The 17,991-nt window shown below is 37.7% G+C and carries 16 protein-coding genes; 5 read left to right on the top strand and 11 right to left on the bottom strand.

Translation table 11 applies throughout. The features are described from left to right. Window positions 1–389: 389 nt before the first annotated feature. The 8 genes from EZ449_RS20785 to EZ449_RS20755 all read right to left on the bottom strand — a co-directional run bounded on the left by EZ449_RS20785 (window position 390) and on the right by EZ449_RS20755 (window position 10,374). Window positions 390–1,292: a metallophosphoesterase family protein gene (locus tag EZ449_RS20785; RefSeq protein ID WP_131562550.1), complete on the bottom strand. Its 903-nt coding sequence runs from the start codon at window positions 1,290–1,292 to the stop codon at window positions 390–392. Between the two features lie 78 nt (window positions 1,293–1,370). After that, the gene (locus EZ449_RS23360; RefSeq protein WP_262711151.1) at window positions 1,371–2,099 is read right to left on the bottom strand and encodes an alkaline phosphatase; all 729 of its coding nucleotides are present in this window, start codon (window positions 2,097–2,099) and stop codon (window positions 1,371–1,373) included. Beyond that, complete coding sequence (locus tag EZ449_RS23355) at window positions 2,089–3,219, bottom strand: alkaline phosphatase (RefSeq protein WP_262711150.1); 1,131 nt, start codon at window positions 3,217–3,219, stop codon at window positions 2,089–2,091. The genes EZ449_RS23360 and EZ449_RS23355 overlap by 11 nt, the downstream gene beginning before the upstream one ends. Before the next feature lie 178 nt (window positions 3,220–3,397). Then, on the bottom strand, window positions 3,398–3,553 hold the full coding sequence (locus EZ449_RS20775; protein ID WP_225872395.1) for a hypothetical protein: 156 nt from the start codon (window positions 3,551–3,553) through the stop codon (window positions 3,398–3,400). A gap of 328 nt (window positions 3,554–3,881) precedes the next feature. Further along, a complete protein-coding gene (locus EZ449_RS20770) occupies window positions 3,882–4,259 on the bottom strand; it encodes a hypothetical protein (protein WP_131562548.1) in 378 nt (125 codons plus the stop codon). A 146-nt stretch (window positions 4,260–4,405) separates the two neighbouring features. Next, a complete protein-coding gene (locus EZ449_RS20765; protein WP_131562546.1) occupies window positions 4,406–5,245 on the bottom strand; it encodes an endonuclease/exonuclease/phosphatase family protein in 840 nt (279 codons plus the stop codon). A 21-nt stretch (window positions 5,246–5,266) separates the two neighbouring features. After that, window positions 5,267–7,045, bottom strand: a complete 1,779-nt coding sequence (locus EZ449_RS20760; RefSeq protein ID WP_131562544.1) for a RagB/SusD family nutrient uptake outer membrane protein — start codon at window positions 7,043–7,045, stop codon at window positions 5,267–5,269. Between the two features lie 26 nt (window positions 7,046–7,071). Continuing rightward, window positions 7,072–10,374: a SusC/RagA family TonB-linked outer membrane protein gene (locus tag EZ449_RS20755; protein WP_225872394.1), complete on the bottom strand. Its 3,303-nt coding sequence runs from the start codon at window positions 10,372–10,374 to the stop codon at window positions 7,072–7,074. Window positions 10,375–10,856: 482 nt separating this feature from the next. On the opposite strand from EZ449_RS20755, the gene EZ449_RS20750 reads away from it, so the two are divergent. After that, entirely contained in the window at window positions 10,857–11,420 is a 564-nt protein-coding gene (locus tag EZ449_RS20750; RefSeq protein ID WP_131562542.1) for a hypothetical protein, read from the top strand. A gap of 463 nt (window positions 11,421–11,883) precedes the next feature. Here the strand turns inward: EZ449_RS20750 and EZ449_RS20745 are convergent, their stop codons facing one another. After that, a complete protein-coding gene (locus EZ449_RS20745; RefSeq protein WP_131562540.1) occupies window positions 11,884–12,459 on the bottom strand; it encodes a recombinase family protein in 576 nt (191 codons plus the stop codon). Between the two features lie 276 nt (window positions 12,460–12,735). Between EZ449_RS20745 and EZ449_RS20740 the strand changes: the two genes are divergently transcribed. The 3 genes from EZ449_RS20740 (at window position 12,736) to EZ449_RS20730 (ending at window position 16,579) form a co-directional block, all read left to right on the top strand. After that, window positions 12,736–14,196 (top strand): serine hydrolase domain-containing protein, encoded by a 1,461-nt coding sequence (locus tag EZ449_RS20740; RefSeq protein ID WP_131562538.1) that lies wholly within the window; start codon window positions 12,736–12,738, stop codon window positions 14,194–14,196. 325 nt (window positions 14,197–14,521) lie between these two features. Next, the gene (locus EZ449_RS20735) at window positions 14,522–15,640 is read left to right on the top strand and encodes a TlpA disulfide reductase family protein (protein ID WP_131562536.1); all 1,119 of its coding nucleotides are present in this window, start codon (window positions 14,522–14,524) and stop codon (window positions 15,638–15,640) included. Between the two features lie 225 nt (window positions 15,641–15,865). Next, entirely contained in the window at window positions 15,866–16,579 is a 714-nt protein-coding gene (locus tag EZ449_RS20730) for an SDR family NAD(P)-dependent oxidoreductase (protein WP_205943047.1), read from the top strand. Window positions 16,580–16,709: 130 nt separating this feature from the next. On the opposite strand, the gene EZ449_RS20725 is transcribed toward EZ449_RS20730, so the two are convergent. Then, entirely contained in the window at window positions 16,710–16,958 is a 249-nt protein-coding gene (locus tag EZ449_RS20725; protein ID WP_131562534.1) for a hypothetical protein, read from the bottom strand. A 233-nt stretch (window positions 16,959–17,191) separates the two neighbouring features. On the opposite strand from EZ449_RS20725, the gene EZ449_RS20720 reads away from it, so the two are divergent. Further along, the gene (locus EZ449_RS20720; protein WP_205943046.1) at window positions 17,192–17,695 is read left to right on the top strand and encodes a helix-turn-helix transcriptional regulator; all 504 of its coding nucleotides are present in this window, start codon (window positions 17,192–17,194) and stop codon (window positions 17,693–17,695) included. Window positions 17,696–17,808: 113 nt separating this feature from the next. Here the strand turns inward: EZ449_RS20720 and EZ449_RS20715 are convergent. After that, on the bottom strand, window positions 17,809–17,991 hold a 183-nt coding region (locus EZ449_RS20715), incomplete at its 5' end, for an ATP-binding protein (RefSeq protein ID WP_165456441.1).

The raw sequence follows: 17,991 nt of genomic DNA, 5'->3' as shown, positions 1-17,991 counted from the left end.
GATGGCAAAGACAAATAATTATATCTTGATTGCAATGAAGGGCAATCTGGATTGAACTTTAACGGTATCTTTCGCAAAGTACTCGGATTGCACTCTTTAATTTTAGATTTCTGTTACCAGAGTGATAAAATCTTATTAATGGTTTTTGATATCCTTTAAAGCTTTTCCAAGACCTGAATGCCTCTGCTGAGTCTTATAATTTCGTTGAAAAATTTAGCGTCGGTAAACCTGTATTAAAGTTTAACCATTACTTAACATTCTGCAAATAGTTCTGAATTAACTTCGCAGTGTACATATTTGGTTTATATTACAGGTTTACGTTAGTTGATTTTGAAAGCCCCGATGGATATCTGGGCTTTTTGATTGAGAAGTTACTTGGTTTTTTTCCTTCAGTAACCAATGTAGCTCTCCTCAAAGCTTCCGTCCGAAAAAAGATCCACTATACCATATCCTGGAACGGTTTCCCTCCTCTGCCCTTTCCACCAGGCGCCAGAAACTGCTCCATTACAGATATAGCTAACATTATTGTAAATGACCTTATCCCGCATGTGTAAGTGTCCACTTAAACAAAGTCGGACGTTAGGATACTGGTAAAAAAGATTGATGATCTTAGCCGTATCTGTATGCATATCACCGCCAAGCATTGTCCACTTGTTTACAACATTTTCCTCAATCATTAATAAGGCGGTCAGAATTGGAATATGCGACATCACCAATACAGGCATATCACCTGGAGTCGTTTTCAGTTCCTGCTCCAGCCATTCAAACTGTGCATCTCCAAGCTTTCCGATATACCAGGTTTGATCGATATCCAAATGGACGCTATCTAGAATCAAGAATTTCCATCCAGCCTTCACAAAGCTATAATATGGTTTTGCCAGGCCAAGCTGATCCATGGAATATTTCTTCCCATAAAAAGCTTCATTCCTACTATTCTCATTCCACCAGATATCATGGTTTCCCAAGCAATAATGAATAGGAAGATTGGACTCGTTCTTCATCGTATCTTTCATTAATTTCCATTGATCGTTAATGTTGTCGATATTTTCCTTGTTCATATCAAAGACCGCATCCCCACCATTGAGAATGAGATCTACCTTTGGCGATTGAGACTGCAAATGGTGCAGGCATTTGATAAACTTATCCGGCGCACCAAATTCATTTTTGAGGTGAACATCTGTAATATGAGCAATCCTAAGCACGGGCTTCTTTAGATCTTGGGCAACATTAAATCCCAATGATGGGAGGAGTAATATTCCACCTAAATTTTTTATAGCTGATCGTCTTTCCATTATAGTCACTTGTTTAGGGCAAAGCTAAGCCCACCATATTTCCTTAACATTAAATCTCAACTACAAAAAGAGCGAGTCTCATTTCAATTTATAGGAACTGATGATCTTGGAGAAGATTATCGTATTTGGATAAACACCAATAAAATCGGCAGCCCCTGGGCCATAGGCAAATACCGGAACCATAATATTGGTATGATCATCGGTACTGAAATTTCCCCTAACGGTGCCTTTTTTGTAAGCTGCATCCAAAAGCGATAGTCCTCCTGTCTCATGATCAGCGGTTACGATAACCAAGGTTTCACCATTCTGATCGGCAAATTTTAGCGCCTCGCCAACCAGGCGATCGAAATCATGCTGCTCTGTTACCGCAAATGGAAGATCATTGGCATGGCCGCCATGATCGATCTGCGCTCCCTCGGCCATGATAAAAAATCCATTTTTGTTTTTTGATAGCAATTCGACTGTTTTTAAAAAGGAAGTATTGAGCATCTCTCCCCGTCCGTCAAGCTTTCTTCGTGTAACCGAATCATCAAGCAACACCAACTGTTTTACCGCATTTGAAGAGACAAAGCCTTTCAGGTCCTTTTGATAGGTATAGCCCCTATCCGCCAGATGATCCATTAACTTCGTATTTTTATTATCTGAAAAGCTTTTTCTTTTAGAACCTACGAATACATCCACGTGGCTGGTTAGCAGATCAGCCGCTATTTCCTGAGTCATAGATCGCTCAGTCTGATGCGCATAAAATGCAGCAGGCGTTGCGTCAGTGATATCGCTAACGCTTATAACACCACTTTTAAACCCCAAAATTATTTAATGTGTCGACGATATTTGTACGTTTTCTATGATCAGTTCCCATACCGATGTAACAATTATTAGTTTTTTCGCCCGTTGCCATGGCCGTTGCTCCCGCTGCCGAATCTGTATTATCAGAACTTGCCGCAGCAGTTTGTAAGAAACCTATATTTTTTATTCTGCTGATATTTAAATCTCCGTGATTGACAATTTGTCCGGCATGAATTTGCGATAATCCCATTCCATCGCCAATTAGCAGAATAACGTTTTTGACTTTTTTATTTGCACCATCGTTTCGATAAGCCGGTGCGTAAACCTGATAGGGATTTGGATTGGTATATGTGAGTTTTTCCTGATGCTCATAAAATTCCGCCAGTCGTTCCGGATGGTCTGTATTTATCCAATCGGCACCCATACGGCCAAGAACAATCCATGTATTCGGATTATCTGTGGTGGCCCAAAAACGAAAAGGTTTATTTAATTGATGTGCATCATCGATAACTTTTTTCAATTTCGCAAAATCTGCCGGCGTTGGTACACCTTTGCCATTCCAAAGAGAATATTTTTTTATATCCTGACTTATCATAGCAACATACTTTAATTCTTCAGGCGTATACCTAATTTCAGGGCGGCCATCGAAATAAATATAATCAGGCCAGTTTTTAAAGTTAGAAGGCGTAGGCATATCGCCACGGATAACAATCTTTATTGCATCAGGATTCTTGCTTGCATTAAACACATCGCCAAAGTTTTTCAGTTCGGCAATTAATTCATTCAGCACGTTCATATGGTCTTGCTTTATATCAATAACCAATTGAAGTTTTTGATCTGTTTTTTCAAAAGCATGATTACCATTTGACGTGTAAAGTGAAGCTAAGGGTGATAAATAAAAATTCTTTAATGTTCGGTCTGCTTTTATCTCAGTACTTTCATGTGCTACAAAAAGTGCTCCGGGACTTAAAAAAACATCAGCTTCAATCGAACCCATTCCTGCATAGTAAGCTTGCAAAAGAGGAATGTTTTGGTGGTAATCATTATGACTATGGCCACGGTTAACAGATTTTGTTTGTGCATTTACCGCAGATGAAAATATTGCAAAGACTGCTATGGTAGTGAATAAAGATATTTTCATTAACAGAGATATGGTAAATTTTGATAAAGTTAAATAAGAGATGTTGCCTTAAAGTTAAATCGTTTAAACCTTAACTTATTGCAAAAACTAAGATTAGATTTAAAATTCGGATTGAGATTAAAGTAAATCGGATTTGAAAAGGCGACGATCTTCATTCAGGAAATTATTATCCGCCTGATCAAAGTGTATTTACCTGAAAACCACCATAACTAAGCATTTCGGCAGTATGCACAACAGTCAGATTCAACTCCAGGTTGGCAATAATTGTACGGGCATGCATAAGATTTCTGTACATATCATTAATACCCTGAATTTCTACACCGGCTCTGGTCATTTTGTATTTTTAGGGTCAAATTTTTCGATAAAAGTTTGTAAATCTTCATTATTCTGTGTCTGCTCGATATTCATATAATGATTTTTATTGGCACGAAGTTGAGGTTTTATTCTTGGCTTACTGTTAAGAAAACAATGCCTTTTGGTTAAGCATTTAAAGAACTAAACAGTATGCTGTTAAACAAATAAAGCACAACCATCCGGTTGTGCCTGCTAAATCAAACTAATTTTTATGTGATCAAATATTTACTTTAACAAAAGTAAAAAAGTCGTATTAACAGTACATTGATCAACTGTTAAATACTTTTCTTACAACCGTTTTTACAAAATTATTGCCTTATAAACTTAAGTCCGCAACCCTCGATACATGGTGGATTCAGAGTTAAAGTTTTAGCAGTAACTTTATAATAATAAGTTAAAGGCATTGAATAATTTCTTGTCGAAATCTCCAACCTAGTGCTATCCAATATTCTAAAAGTCATGAGGTCAGGCATCGCGTCGCCCGTAATTTGGCCCGTATTAAGCAGGGTGAGGTTTTTCGAATCTCCCTTAACCCTCATATATTTTCCGCTGCCATCACCGGGGTCATTCAGCGTTTCTGTCAGTTTCCATTTTCCGTATATTTCTCCCAGCCCATCATCTGTTTTCTTGCATGAGGAATAGAGAAACCCGGTGACAATTACTAAAAGTAAAAGCGCTTTTTTCATTGTGTTATATCTTTTATAATCCATACGCACTCAAGGCCTCAAACGCTACAATGTTTCTTAATTTTTTTAAGATTTATAAACAAAACGCTTCCTGAACATTCAGGAAGCGCTTATTTCTGTTCCGGATGAACCGGTAAAATACAGAATTACTTCAATTCAACTTCAGCCAATACAGGAAAATGATCTGAAGGAAATTTACCGAAATAAGTATCTGTTAAAATACCCCATCTGGTAGCGGTAAATTGCTTGCTCATAAAAATATGATCTATTACCGATTGCCCTCTTGGTATTCGGAAACCATTTGACGAAGAATTATTCGCGTATGGAAACTCAACTTTCCCGTTAACATCCGCTAAAACTTCAGAGTTAGCTATAGTTTTATACCATTCACTGTCTCTGCCGCCATTAAAATCACCTGTTAACAAAACGGGTTTTGTGCCTGCAATTTCATTAATTTTCTTCAGAATAAGCTTACTGCTTTCGCGACGAGCGATAACGCCCTGATGATCATAATGTACGTTAAAGGAATAGAATTGCTTTTTGGATTTTACCTCTTCAAGATAAACCCAACTGCAAATTCTGTTACAACAGGTAACATCCCATCCTTTTCCGGGTACATCAGGTGTTTCAGACAACCAGAAATCACCGCTTTTTAACAGTTTAAATCTGTCTTTTTTGAAATATATAGCTGAATGTTCTCCCGCATCTTTACCATCATCACGGCCTTTTCCATACCTCGAGTATTCCGGTAGCGCATTGCTGATATCATCGAGTTGGTTTTTTAAACCTTCCTGAATTCCAAGAACATCAAAACCATGGAAACGAATTAAGTTTGCAACCACAGGTGCCCTGTCAACCCAAAGATTTCCCGAATCACGCGGGTTATCGTAGCGAATGTTAAAAGTTCCGACCGTGATCTGCTGTGCACTAACTTCAAAAGAAGTAAATACAAGCATTACCGCAGCAATCATTATTCTTATTTTCATATTCTGTATTTTATTGATTAATTATTCCCAACCTTTATTTTGTTTCAGGTTCGGATTGCGTTGAAGATCTGCGAGCGGAATCGGATAATAATAATTGCGTTCATTCCATTTTCTTGGAATTTCTTTCATCCAGGTAAGTTCACCTGAACTGCCGTTTTTCAAAAGCTGAGAGTTTACCGCCGTTCCTGAAGTAGCCGAAACATCAACATATGTTACACCCGCAACTGCAGGTGTCGGACGTGTACCTTGATAGAAAGCAACATCTAAAATTCCGTCTTCATTTAAATCCATTGGTGTAATTAATGAAGGAACATAGAAACCATTCCATTCCTGCTCCATTAACGTACCTCGTTTCCATCTCAACAGATCAGAAAAACGTAAACCTTCCAAACTTAACTCGATTCCTCTTTCTCTTCTGATTTCAAGCAATGAGGCATCGGAAATGCCAGGAAAATAATTTGCAACTAAATAGGGGTCTGCTACAGTTGGTTTAGCTGTTAATCCTCCCGTAATACCTGCTCTCGCCCGAATTGCCCCGATTGTTAATACCCAATCGGCATCGTTAAAGGTTCCCAATTCGGCTTTAGCTTCAGCATAATTTAACAATACTTCGGCATAACGAAATAAAGAAACTGCATTTGTGTTTAAAGCACCTGCATCATAGTAGGTATCATCCAAAGTCCATTTAATAGGTTGATAACCTGTAAAGGTGTAAGAGAATACTGGCGGTGCAGGTATTTGTTGCCCGCTGCTAATGCGTTTGTAATCTCCTGAGCGGATGGTTTGTTTAAGTCGTAAATCACGGTTTTTAACCTCATCCTTAAATAACATAGTTCTGTAAGCAGGATCATTGGTAAAAGGAGTACCATCCAGCTTAAGGTAAGTATTTATGAATGTACGGGTGAAACTTGCTTTTGCTCCGTAAGTTCCGCTGGTCCACCACCAATTAGCCTCATTCAGCACGCCGAGGTTTAAATCGGCAACTGCTGATTGCAGCACTTCGTTGGCAAGAGGAGTGTTACTGGTAAAAATCTGGCGATAAGAAATACCTGCGCCGCCTGCGGTATTTAGCGAGTAACCGCCTTTTGTAATAATTTCATTGGCTGCTGATGCAGCATCGTCAAGCCATTTATTCGCAGTTCCGGAAAGGTTTAAATCTGTATGGTATTTCCTGAACGTTCCTTCGAAAAGACACAATCTGGATTTGTAAGCATAAGCTACCCATTTTGTTATAGTGGTTCGGCTCGCATCGTTTGTACTGCTGATATTTGCACAGGCAAAATTTATATCTGCGAGCACCGAATCCATCACTAATTCTCTTTTATCTCTGCCCGCATTTAAAGCCGGGTCATCAATATCCAAAGGTTTTCCTATCCATGGCACATCGCCGAAACGCTTTACCTTTTCCATGTAAAAGTACGCTCTGAAATATCTTGCAAGCCCCAAATAGTTATTGCGGACAGCTGCAGGAACTGCAGGGTCTTTACAGTTTTCGATGAAGTAATTAATATTCCTTAAATCTCTCCAGGTCCAGCCCGAACTGTTATTTGCAGCAAAACCTCCTTCGCGTACAAAATCCGGAACAGATTTCACAGCTAAATAATCCGACATGGCATCCTGACTGGTTGAATTCTTAGGCAGGAAATCCATGTTGTAAAAAGAGTTGGTATATAACTTTAAACCGTTCTCAGTTCCGAAAACAGCTTGTTTGGAAGCCGAGGATTCGGGTTGCTGATCGAGCTTTTTGCAGGCAGCTAATGTTATGCAACCCAGCAATATCCATATATATTGATTTTTCATTTTAATTAATTTTATTGGTATGAGAATTAAAATCCAATGTTAACCCCGAAAGAGAAACTCTTCATTAGAGGATAATTATATCCGTCACCGTTAGTACTGTTCGGGTTTAAATCCTGATCTGAAGGAACGGCATTTTCAACATCAATCGTATTCTTTACAATTTTGTACATTGGTGAGTAAGTAAAAAGATTTTCTCCCGAAAAGAATACCTTCGCACTGCGCATTCCGACACGATTAACCCATTTAGTCGGCAGGGTGTATCCTATCTGAATATTTTTCATTCTCAGGTAAGCAACATTTTGCAGGTATCGTGTTTGTGCAACCCCAAGTGTACGATTAGTATTGCTGGATGCTGCTCTAGACATTGTTCTCGGGAAATAAGCATCGGTATTCTGAGGTGTCCACATGTTACCAAGCTGGAAAGTTGGGATGTTATTATATGGTCTGTTGTATTGACCCCAAAACATTTCAGTTTCTGTACTCGGATACCATTGTTGTTTGCCAACCCCTTGAAAGAAAACAGAAAAAGAGATATTATGCCAGTCTGCGCCAAGATTAATACCATAAAGATATCTCGGTGCCGAGTTGCCGATGATTCTTCTGTCGCCTGATTTGCCAACTTTGTTTTCACCAACATTTATAAATCCGTCACCGTTTAAATCTTTTAGTTTGATATCGCCGGGAAACCATTTTCCGGTTGGAGAAGCCCTCATTTGAGGGTCTTGTTTTGCATGAGATGCAATATCTGCTTCGTCAATAAAAAACCCTTCGGTTTCATAACCCCAAATTTCGCCTAAAGTCTGACCTTCGTAATAATCGCTAAGCAATTTATCAGGGTTGTTGTACTTATCTATTTTAGTCTTATTATCAGCAAGGGTTAACCTTACATTATACCTGAAGGGTTTATCAGACTTACCGATTCTATCATTCCAGGCTACCGAAACTTCCCAGCCCCGAGTGGTTAAATCAGCATAATTCCCTTTAGGAACGTCGGCACCAAATACCGCAGGCGGCGTTAACCCGAAAGTAAACATGTCTGTTGTTTTACGAACATAGGCATCCCCTGTGAAGCTTAACCGGCCTGAAAGCATTGTTAAATCAAGACCAAAATTGCTTGTTGTCGAAGTTTCCCAGGTAAGTCCTTCAGGTAGAACCGCAGGTATGCGGGTTGTTGAAGGTTTTACACCATTAAGAATAACGCCTGACTGATTGATGTTAAAAATTTCCTGAAATGCATAAGAAGCGATGTTACCGTTTCCGAGCGAGCCGTAAGATGCCCTTAATTTTAAATCTGAAATTAATTTATCAGATACATTCCAGAATGCTTCTTTATTGATTCTCCAACCACCTGAAACAGACGGGAAGAAGCCGTAGCGCTGGTTGGAAGGAAATTTAGAAGAACCATCGTAACGGGCATTGACTTCAAGCAAATAACGATCTTTGAATGAATAATTTAACCTCGAAAAGCCTCCGAGAATAGCCCATTGTTCGTAACCGCCGCCTGTAGTAATTGATTGCCCTAAAGCAAGGTTTAAATCGTTAGCGTCTTCGAAAATAATCCCGTTTCTTTGTACTGCAGCGCGGTTATAGGTAGATTGCTCATAGTTGTAACCAACCATCGCTTTCAGGTAGTGATCGGTACCGAAACGGTTTTCAAATTCACTGTAAATATTTGTTGCGATATATTGCGTTTCCCGCTTATCGAACAACAAATCGTTTGTAGTTGTACCTACAAATGCTGTAACTCCGCGACTGTTGCTGTAAGGTACCTGTACTCTTTTTTGCTCGATATCGTTATTTGTATTACGAAAAGTAAAATCTGCGTTAATGCGAAACTTATTCTTAAAGAAATTGGTCCTCAATCCTGTAATATTCCTGAAAACCTGTTTGCGGGTATCAATTCCGTTTTTTCCGTAAATAAAATCGCCTACGGTATATGCTGCAGCGAAAGTTAAAGAACCGTCAGGATTATAAATCGGCATGGTTGGTTTACCTTCATCGGCAATATTTCTCCAGATACCACCGCCTTCACCTACGTTAATTGGGTTGTGATAATTTGACACGGAATAATCGGCATTATTTTCTACGCTTAACCAAGGAAAAACCTGTACAGATCCGCGAACACGAAGGTTTTTCATGTCGTAATCATCACTGTTGTACCTGAATAATCCATCCTGATTTAAGAAACGGCCTGAAACTAAAAATGAAACTTTATCACTGCCACCGCTTATAGAAAGGTTATTCTCTGTAGCAGCTGTATTTTTTTTATAGAGTTCTGCATAATAATCGGTACTTCCGTAATAGGTATATTCTCCCGTTGTCGGATTTATTTCTATTTGATTATAAGGCTGGCCTGATTCTGCTCTTTTTTTAAACTCATCAAGATAAGCCTGCGAGAATTTCTGAGTTTTATTTGCGTTTTGAGGAAAAGCGCCGTCACCGTTTACAAAAGCCTCGGCAAACATCTTAGCCCAGGTATATCCGTCAGTAACAAAATCGGGTACCTGTAACGGGTTCTTAATTGCGTAATTGGTTGAATAAGAAATATTCGTTCTGCCTTTCTCTGCTTTTTTGGTGGTGATCAAAACCACACCAAAAACACCTCTGGCACCATAAATCGATGCTGAAGCAGCATCCTTTAAGATCGAAACACTTTCCACATCGTTAGGGTTGAGTAAACTCGGGTCACCCTCAAAACCATCAATCAGAATAAGTGCACTACCGCCCTGCCCGATTGAAGTTGTACCTCTGATATTATAACTCGGTGATTGGGTAGGCTTACCATCCATCATTTTTAAATTCAGGTTGGGAAGCAAGCCCTGTAACCCCTGAGTAAGATTGGTAATCGGTCTGTTCTCTAAATTTTTTGACGTAATCTGATCTACGGCTCCGGTAGCATTTTCTCTTTTTTGCGTACCGTAACCAACAACAAGCACTTCATTTAAGCTTCCTGTTTCTCCTTTTAGGGTGATGTTTAAAGGCGTATTTTCGTTCGCCTTAACCACGATTTTACTTAAAGTTACCGTTGTATAAGAAACAAAGCTTATTTGAATATTATAAGTACCTGCAGGGGCCGCAACATTGAAAGTTCCGTCAGGATTACTTTGAACCACCTTGTTAAGTTCCTTAATTATTACACTCGCACCGGGAAGCGTTTCGCCTTTTTCATCAACGATTTTACCGCTGATTGTGCCTGTTTCCTGTTTTTGTAATTGTAAAGTTGCGGGATTTACGGAGGCGAGTGAGGGTGCCGCAAACGCACCCGTTAGCAAACACACAATTGATGTGCAGCGCACAAACTCCCGCATGAGCAGTAGAGGTTTTTTCATCTGTTAATTAATATTAGTTATCGGTAGTAAACCGTTTTAGGTCATTCCCTGGGCCCTTGGAAACGGGGCAAAGCTATAGTACTCATGTAAACCTAATATTAACTTACCTTAACATTTGAAATCTTAAATACCACCTTTAAGGCTGCAGCTTTTTGATAAAAAAACAGGTAAATTCAAAGCCCACTTTTCGCTGATTGAGCCTTTCACAATAAATTTATCAGAAAGACGCCGACGATTTTACGCCGGTTAATTGGTATGGTTCATCAGGAGAAAGCCTCTTTCTCTATGAAAATCCAATTAGGTATTTAACTGAGAAACAATTTGCGCTTAACGTTAAATAAACATAATGCAAGTAAATTAGAAGCTGCTTTGTAATAACCTTTTGAAGGCATAGCGATAATTGCAAAACAGGCCTACAATACTCAGATACATTTTGACGGGTTAATTTATTTAAAAAATACATCACAATAGTAATAAGACTGATGAACCAACAAATCTCCACGGGCCTTACCTCTTACAGGGACGGTTATTTTGAGTTTAATTTTACAGGGAACTATTATTTTGAAATAAAAAAGCCTTCTGAATGCTCAATCGCTGAAATTCACCTGTTCTATCTAAAACTCAGGAATGGGAATAAGGTTACTCCTTTAAATCTTCACGAAAAAATTTTTAGCGCCGAATACCTTGGCTTTTGTTACGGGGGAGGTAATCTTATCGGGATATCCGGCATTAAGAAACCCACGGCAAACTACCTGGAAATCGTTCATAAAAAAGCCGGAATTATACGGAATACCGATCAAACTATATTGGAAATTGGTTATTCATTTACAGAAGAGGGCTTCAGACAAAGAGGAATCAGCACAAAGCTTAAAACCATGCTCTTAAGAAAAATAAGTCGACATAATGGAATTATTTTTTCGACTACCGCCACCAGGAGTAGTCAGCGTTTTTTATTGGCGAATGGTTTTATCGCCCGTGGTTTCCCCTATCAAGGCATGTTTGACGATAATATAGTTTATTTTGAGAAGTCATCAATCGGAATGTAGCTGATGTGTGATAATTAATCAGCTCATTCAAAACAACACAATAAAACCACATAAAACTTAACGTTTTGTTAATAATAACAGGCAGCGTTTATTTTTTTAATAGCGTATGAGCTATAAAACTTAAATCATGAAAATGCTTTCCAACAACCCTCTTCTATGAAGTATATATAATTATCCTTTAACCCAGTTTGGGTCAAAAAATGGTTTTTAGGATATTGCCACTCATTCAAATGCGAGACGAGTTCCTCAATAGATGAATCGGATAGAGGATAATAACGACGAAGCCCGTTTACAATATTTAAAAATTTCTGTAAATCCAATATTATATATTCTAGATTAGTTTATGTACTAAGTTACCTGCTTTATTTAACAATTTCAAATTCTCAGTTATTGTCTAAAGACGCCCTAAACGACCAATCAGGGTAAAGTTACATTCCATTAAACCCTGGTTTTTTGAAGGTGTTTAGACCTTGCTCTCTTTTACAATTTTAATGTATCGATAGCAGGTGGCGATGGGTATCTGTAGCCTTTTGGATATTTCCAAAATTGAATATTTCCCCGTATCATGAAGATCCAAAGCAATGATTGCCAACTGAAGCTTTTCAGGGGATAAGCCTGAAGGGCGGCCTCCCTTTTTACCTCTAGCTCTTGCTGCAACGAGCCCCGCTTTAGTACGTTCTCGGATAATTTCTCTTTCAAACTCTGCTAATGAAGCAAAAATATTAAATGTAAATCTTCCTGTAGCTGTTGTAGTATCAATGTGATCATGTAGGCTAACGAAATTAACTCCTTTTTCATTGAATAGAGCAACCAGATCTACCAGGTCACGAAGAGAACGTCCAAGACGATCCAGTTTCCAAACGACTACCTGATCACCCTTACGAAGAGTCGCCAAAAGATTTTTTAGTTCGGGTCTGTCTGTATTCTTGCCGGAAATCTTTTCCTGGTATATTGTCGTGCATCCATAATCTGTCAGCGCATTGAATTGAAGATCTAAATTTTGGTCTGCAGTACTTACTCTTGCGTAGCCTATTTTCATGTCATTTTTATTATCAAAAACTCATTATCAAAAATAGAAAAATCATTTTGATTAATGGAATGGGTTTATGATAATTGGCAAAAAGAGAAAAGATATTTTAGTTTTTAAATGAGATAGGTTTGATTTGTTTAAAGGCATCGGTTTATGCTCAAGATAAATTATCGAAAAAGGAGGCAATAATGATAGATTAGAACTTTAAGAAAAACTTAAAACCAAACGCTTTTATTCTTATGTAACCTTTGACCCTTATACATCGTCTTATTAAAAATAAACAATATGATAATCCGTTTCCTTTTACTCTTACTTATAATTTCGACTTACATTCCAACCGTATTTTCTCAAGAGGAGAATAAAAAAAACAAGATAACAAAGGTTGAAAACGGACTATCACTAGGCGTAGTTTTTCAAGATAGTTCTGAGATAAAATATAATATCATTGATAGAATGCAGTTCTACAAGGTACCATCGGTGTCTATCGCTGTTGTCAATAATGGTAAAATAATATGGTCTAAAGCATATGGTAAACGCGAAGTAGCGTCTGTCAGCACTGCGGATGTCAACACAATTTACCAAACTGCATCAATCAGTAAATCTATCAATGCTTTTGCCGTTCTGAAATTGGCGCAAGAGGGGAAAATTTCACTTCAAAAGGACATACGTGAATATTTGACAACTTGGGAGCTTCCAAATAATAAATTTTCGACGTCAAGGAAAATTACATTAGCTAATTTACTGAGTCATACCTCAGGCTTAGGAACAGGTGGTTTTTTTGGTTATAAAATTACAAATACCATTCCCTCCTTGAATCAAATTCTTAGTGGAACTAAACCTGCTAACAGTGACCCTGTTCAGTCAATAAATTTCCCAGGGGCTGAATATTTTTATTCAGGAGGTGGAACAACCCTCATTAGAAAGATTTTGGAAGACCAGTTTAAAACTAATTACGCATCCCTTATACAAACTAATGTTTTAACTCCTTTAAATATGAAGCGTAGCACTTACAATCAACCATTACAAAAGGCTGAACATAACTTCGCAAGTGGGTATGTAGGAGATAGCCAAGTGATCGACGGTGGTTATCATGTATTTCCCGAACTTGCCCCGGACGGTCTTTGGAGCAACGCAAATGATATTGCAAAATTCATACTATCTATCCAAAAATCATTAAGAGGAGAAAATGCCCTTCTGCAAAAACAAACTGCTCTGCAAATGTTTAGCAAGGTGATACCAACATCAAACTATACATTGGGGTTTGTTGTAGAAGACAAGGGCGGCGAAAAATATTTCTCGCATAGGGGAGCAAACTATGGCTACAGGAGTGTATTTTATGGGAGTATGAAGACTGGGAAAGGAATAGTTGTTTTAACTAACTCCGAAAATGGAGAAATGCTTATCAATGAAATAGTAAATAGTGTAGCTGTAGCCTATGATTGGGGAAAATTTTATAATCCACCTATTAAAAAATTAGTTATTGCAGATCCAGCCTTAATTAAGGACGTTGTAGGAAAATATTCTAATGGCGAAGCTAATTTTACCATTAACAACATCAATGGAAAATTAGAGATGACTGGTAATTCTGCTGAATCATTGCATTATGTAGGCAATCACAGATTTTTCTTACTTTCAAGTCCCAACATCGAAGTGGTTTTCTCTAGTTCGGACGGAGGAAAAATATACGATGCCCTAGAACTTATTGAAAATGGAAATGTCTTAATAAAGGCTTTAAGGAATAAATAAGTAGTTTTTATTCCTCATTACTTGTTTTGTTATTCGAACCTAAATAGTGAGATTGTTGAGCAAACCATTATCAAGAAACGGTGGAATAATATAAAACACAAGATTTGGAGTAAGCCAGATTTTTCGCACAAACCTATTATTTATTTTTGCCGTCAGACTTAATTGAGGTCAGATTAGCCAGGGCCATTTTTTTTAAGGAGGGAATATCGAGAAGATAAATGATTGCATCTATTGATATTTGAATCTTTGATTGCTTTTCATCTACAAAGAGCCCTTTGTTAAATTAATAGCGTAAGTAATATTAATATAATGCATATATTTAAACATGACCGTTAGAATAATCCTAGCTTTTTTCCTATTCCCTCTATTTTGCTCCTCTCAGAGTACTTTTTCCATCCAGGGAAGCGGACTTAAGCTTATAGACGGAGATAAGATTTTCCTGCAATACAAGACTGATGAAGGTGTTGTCAATGATTCTATAGTAGTAGCCAATAAAACATTTTATTTTAAAGGGAAAATAAAGAATACAGTTAGAGCTGGTGTTTATCGCAATCAAAATCCTAAGTATAGTGATGAGATTTATGATTACTCGTTTGTCTATTTAGAGCAGGGAGATATAAGGTTCGCATCTAAAGATACCTTGTTAAATTCAGTGGTAACCGGAACACAATCTAACGTAGACAACTCAGAATTAAAAGCCTTGCTCAAGCCCTTTTTGGACAAGGGTAAATTACTTACTGATCCATATAAAATAACATCAAGTGAGATGAATGACACAGCATTTGTAACTAAAGTTAAAACGCAGTGGTATGATTACATCAATTCAATGATTCCTTTAAAACTAAGCTTTGTAAAGGCACACCCTTCGTCGTTTGTTAGTCTTCTCACCCTTTCCGAAATCATCAAGGATAGCAAGTGGCTTCCAGAAGTGGAATCAAGTTATGCAAAACTCAGCCCCAAGCTTCAGTCGTCTTCAACTGGAAAGTTGTTGATGAAAAATATGCAACTTGGAAAGAAAGTATCTGTCGGGATGGCTGCTAAGGATTTTGCTCAGCCTGATCCCGATGGTAAAATCATTAATCTTTCAGACTTTAAGGGAAAGTATGTGCTTGTTGACTTTTGGGCATCTTGGTGTGGTCCTTGCCGTGCCGAGAATCCAAACTTACTTTTAGCATATAACAAGTTCAGCAATAAAGGATTTACAATTCTGAGCGTTTCTATTGATGCGAGGAAAGACAAAGCGGCATGGCTTAAGGCGGTCAAAGATGATGGTATGTCTTGGTTGCAAGTATCGGATTTGAGAGGAAGTAAAAATACTGCTTCGCAGCTATACGGTGTCACTGTTATCCCTTCAAATTTCCTAATCTCCCCTGATGGAATTGTAGTCGCAAAGGATTTAAAGAGGAATGAACTGCATGCTAAATTGGCATCTTTACTTAATTAGCTCATATTCCCTGATTGAAAATATTTGAATATGTAATCATATCTTATTTCAAAGAGCCATTAATATTATGTTCAAGTTAAATTATTAAAAACGGTAAAATAATGATAACGCAAAGCTTAAGCATCTCGGAAATCCAGGAAATAATGATAATAAAGGTTGCCTATTGTATTCATAGCCTTTGACCTGACAGATGTAACATCTTTCCTAGATTCGAGTCTATCGGTTATGAAAGATCCTGGAACGATGCAAAAAGTTATTATCATGGGTGCTTCATCAGGCATCGGCAGAGAGCTTGCCATGCAACTAGTTAAGCAAAACTATCATATTGCGATTACCGGCAGAAGAACGCAACACCTTGAAGAATTGAAAGCGCAACACCCAGAGAAGATCCTTTATGCAAGGATTGACATCACAGAGATTAGTTCTTTGGAACAAAATCTTGATGAATTAACAAAGGAACTTGGGGGGCTTGATCTTTTAATTTTATGTTCAGGTATTGGAGATATTAATATTGAACTAGACTTTGAGGTTGAAGAAAGAACTATAGCTGTAAATGTAACTGGTTTCACTAAAATTGCTGATTGGACTATTCTATATTTTCAAAAGCAAAAATATGGTCAATTTGCAGCCATCACCTCAATTGCAGGCATGACGGGTGATAATGAAGCACCGGCATATAATGCCAGTAAAGCATACCAAATAAACTATCTTTCTGGGTTAAGGAAGAAAATGAAGAAACAACAGCTGCCAATATATATTACCGATATAAGGCCGGGATTTGTAGACACAGATATGGCAAAAGGCGAAGGTCAATTTTGGGTAGCTCCAGTCAACAAAGCAGCCTCACAGGTTATAGCGGGGATTAAAGCCAAAAGACAGCTCATTTACATCACTCGACGCTGGCGGATAATTGGTTTTATTCTTCGACTATTTGGCTAAACTATCAGTTATTAAAAGCGTTGTAGAATGTTATTTTAAACAAAATGTTAAAGTCCAATCTGATATCATAAATCATATCAAAAAAGGGTCGTTTCTAAAATCAGTAACACGAGATATTCATAATGTTTCCTTATTTCGCTTTGCTTAATCTATGAGTAGTAGAAAAATCTCCTTTTTGCCAATTATAATTGGATAAATTCATGCTCATTATATAAGCTCCGGTTTTAGTATCTAGTATAACTACTCCACTTTCTGCAACAGATGTTTGATATCTTCCTTCTTTTTCGGAAGCTTCATCTTTAAAACTAAAAGCGCCTATTAATAAAGCTGCACTTAAGAATCCGATCAAAATTGATTTAAAATCCACTTGGTAACTCATATTATTTAGACATTAAAATGTTGCAATACTATTGATTACACAATAATAGCTAAACCAGGCTATTCAAGAGCATTTTGCATGTAACTCTATTGTTATCAAAAAACGGTTGTTATATATAAGCTGTTCGTCACTTACTAAGCAGTTAATACTTCTGGTTTAATAAGCTGAAACAACCTACATTTATAGCTTTTGATAAATGCTTTCATCAAGCGTGCTTAATGCCTATTTGGAACATGGACAATAACGACACAAAACGACTTTCACGTCTTACCGCAATTTTAATTCAGTTGCAAGCGAAGCGAATGGTTACAGCGCCAAGTTTAGCAGGGAAATTCAATGTTAGCATAAGGACAATTTATCGCGACATCAAAGCATTAGAACAGGCAGGTGTACCCATCCTAACAGAAGAAGGAAAAGGTTACACGTTGATGGAGGGTTATAGAATTCCACCTGTAATGTTTTCAGAAAACCAGGCAAATGCTTTAATTCTTGCCGAACAACTCGTCTTAATGAACAAGGACTCTTCATTCATAAAGGACTATACAGAAGCCATAGATAAAATCAAAGCCGTTTTAGGACAATCGGAAAAAAACAAAGCAAATCTACTTTCTGAAAGAACTCGCTTTGAGCAAAATGTTAAAAGAGAGAGAAACAGCGATAATATTTCACAACTACAGTTTGCGCTGACCAATTTTTGTTTAACAGAGATTGACTATACAGACGAGCTTAATAAATGATTATTCCGAACAAAGTACACCACATTCCGAGGCATAGTGCACCAGTTTGGTTCTGGCTTTAGCACTAACTTTTTAACCATATCACTTTTTGGACAAAGCGATATTCTGTAAACTTAATGATTTTTTTTATTTCTCATGGATTTGCCCGTAAGTGCAATTCTGTGAGCAGATGCTGACAGCCTGTCCATAATTGCATCTGCAAGTGTGGGTTCATCTATAAAGTTATACCAGTTATCCACTGGCAGCTGCGAGGTTATTATTGTCGCACCGTTGCCGTATCTATCCTCCAGAATATC

This window comes from Pedobacter frigidisoli (assembly GCF_004331675.1).
Lineage (GTDB): Bacteria > Bacteroidota > Bacteroidia > Sphingobacteriales > Sphingobacteriaceae > Pedobacter > Pedobacter frigidisoli.
This window is presented reverse-complemented; position numbering and strand designations above follow the sequence as displayed.

Coding starts and splice junctions, on each gene's coding strand:
- EZ449_RS20785 (WP_131562550.1), bottom strand. CDS start 1,292: ATGGAAAGACGATCAGCTATAAAAAATTTAGGTGGAATATTACTCCTC.
- EZ449_RS23355 (WP_262711150.1), bottom strand. CDS start 3,219: ATGAAAATATCTTTATTCACTACCATAGCAGTCTTTGCAATATTTTCA.
- EZ449_RS20775 (WP_225872395.1), bottom strand. CDS start 3,553: ATGACCAGAGCCGGTGTAGAAATTCAGGGTATTAATGATATGTACAGA.
- EZ449_RS20770 (WP_131562548.1), bottom strand. CDS start 4,259: ATGAAAAAAGCGCTTTTACTTTTAGTAATTGTCACCGGGTTTCTCTAT.
- EZ449_RS20765 (WP_131562546.1), bottom strand. CDS start 5,245: ATGAAAATAAGAATAATGATTGCTGCGGTAATGCTTGTATTTACTTCT.
- EZ449_RS20760 (WP_131562544.1), bottom strand. CDS start 7,045: ATGAAAAATCAATATATATGGATATTGCTGGGTTGCATAACATTAGCT.
- EZ449_RS20755 (WP_225872394.1), bottom strand. CDS start 10,374: ATGAAAAAACCTCTACTGCTCATGCGGGAGTTTGTGCGCTGCACATCA.
- EZ449_RS20750 (WP_131562542.1), top strand. CDS start 10,857: ATGAACCAACAAATCTCCACGGGCCTTACCTCTTACAGGGACGGTTAT.
- EZ449_RS20745 (WP_131562540.1), bottom strand. CDS start 12,459: ATGAAAATAGGCTACGCAAGAGTAAGTACTGCAGACCAAAATTTAGAT.
- EZ449_RS20740 (WP_131562538.1), top strand. CDS start 12,736: ATGATAATCCGTTTCCTTTTACTCTTACTTATAATTTCGACTTACATT.
- EZ449_RS20735 (WP_131562536.1), top strand. CDS start 14,522: ATGACCGTTAGAATAATCCTAGCTTTTTTCCTATTCCCTCTATTTTGC.
- EZ449_RS20730 (WP_205943047.1), top strand. CDS start 15,866: ATGAAAGATCCTGGAACGATGCAAAAAGTTATTATCATGGGTGCTTCA.
- EZ449_RS20725 (WP_131562534.1), bottom strand. CDS start 16,958: ATGAGTTACCAAGTGGATTTTAAATCAATTTTGATCGGATTCTTAAGT.
- EZ449_RS20720 (WP_205943046.1), top strand. CDS start 17,192: ATGGACAATAACGACACAAAACGACTTTCACGTCTTACCGCAATTTTA.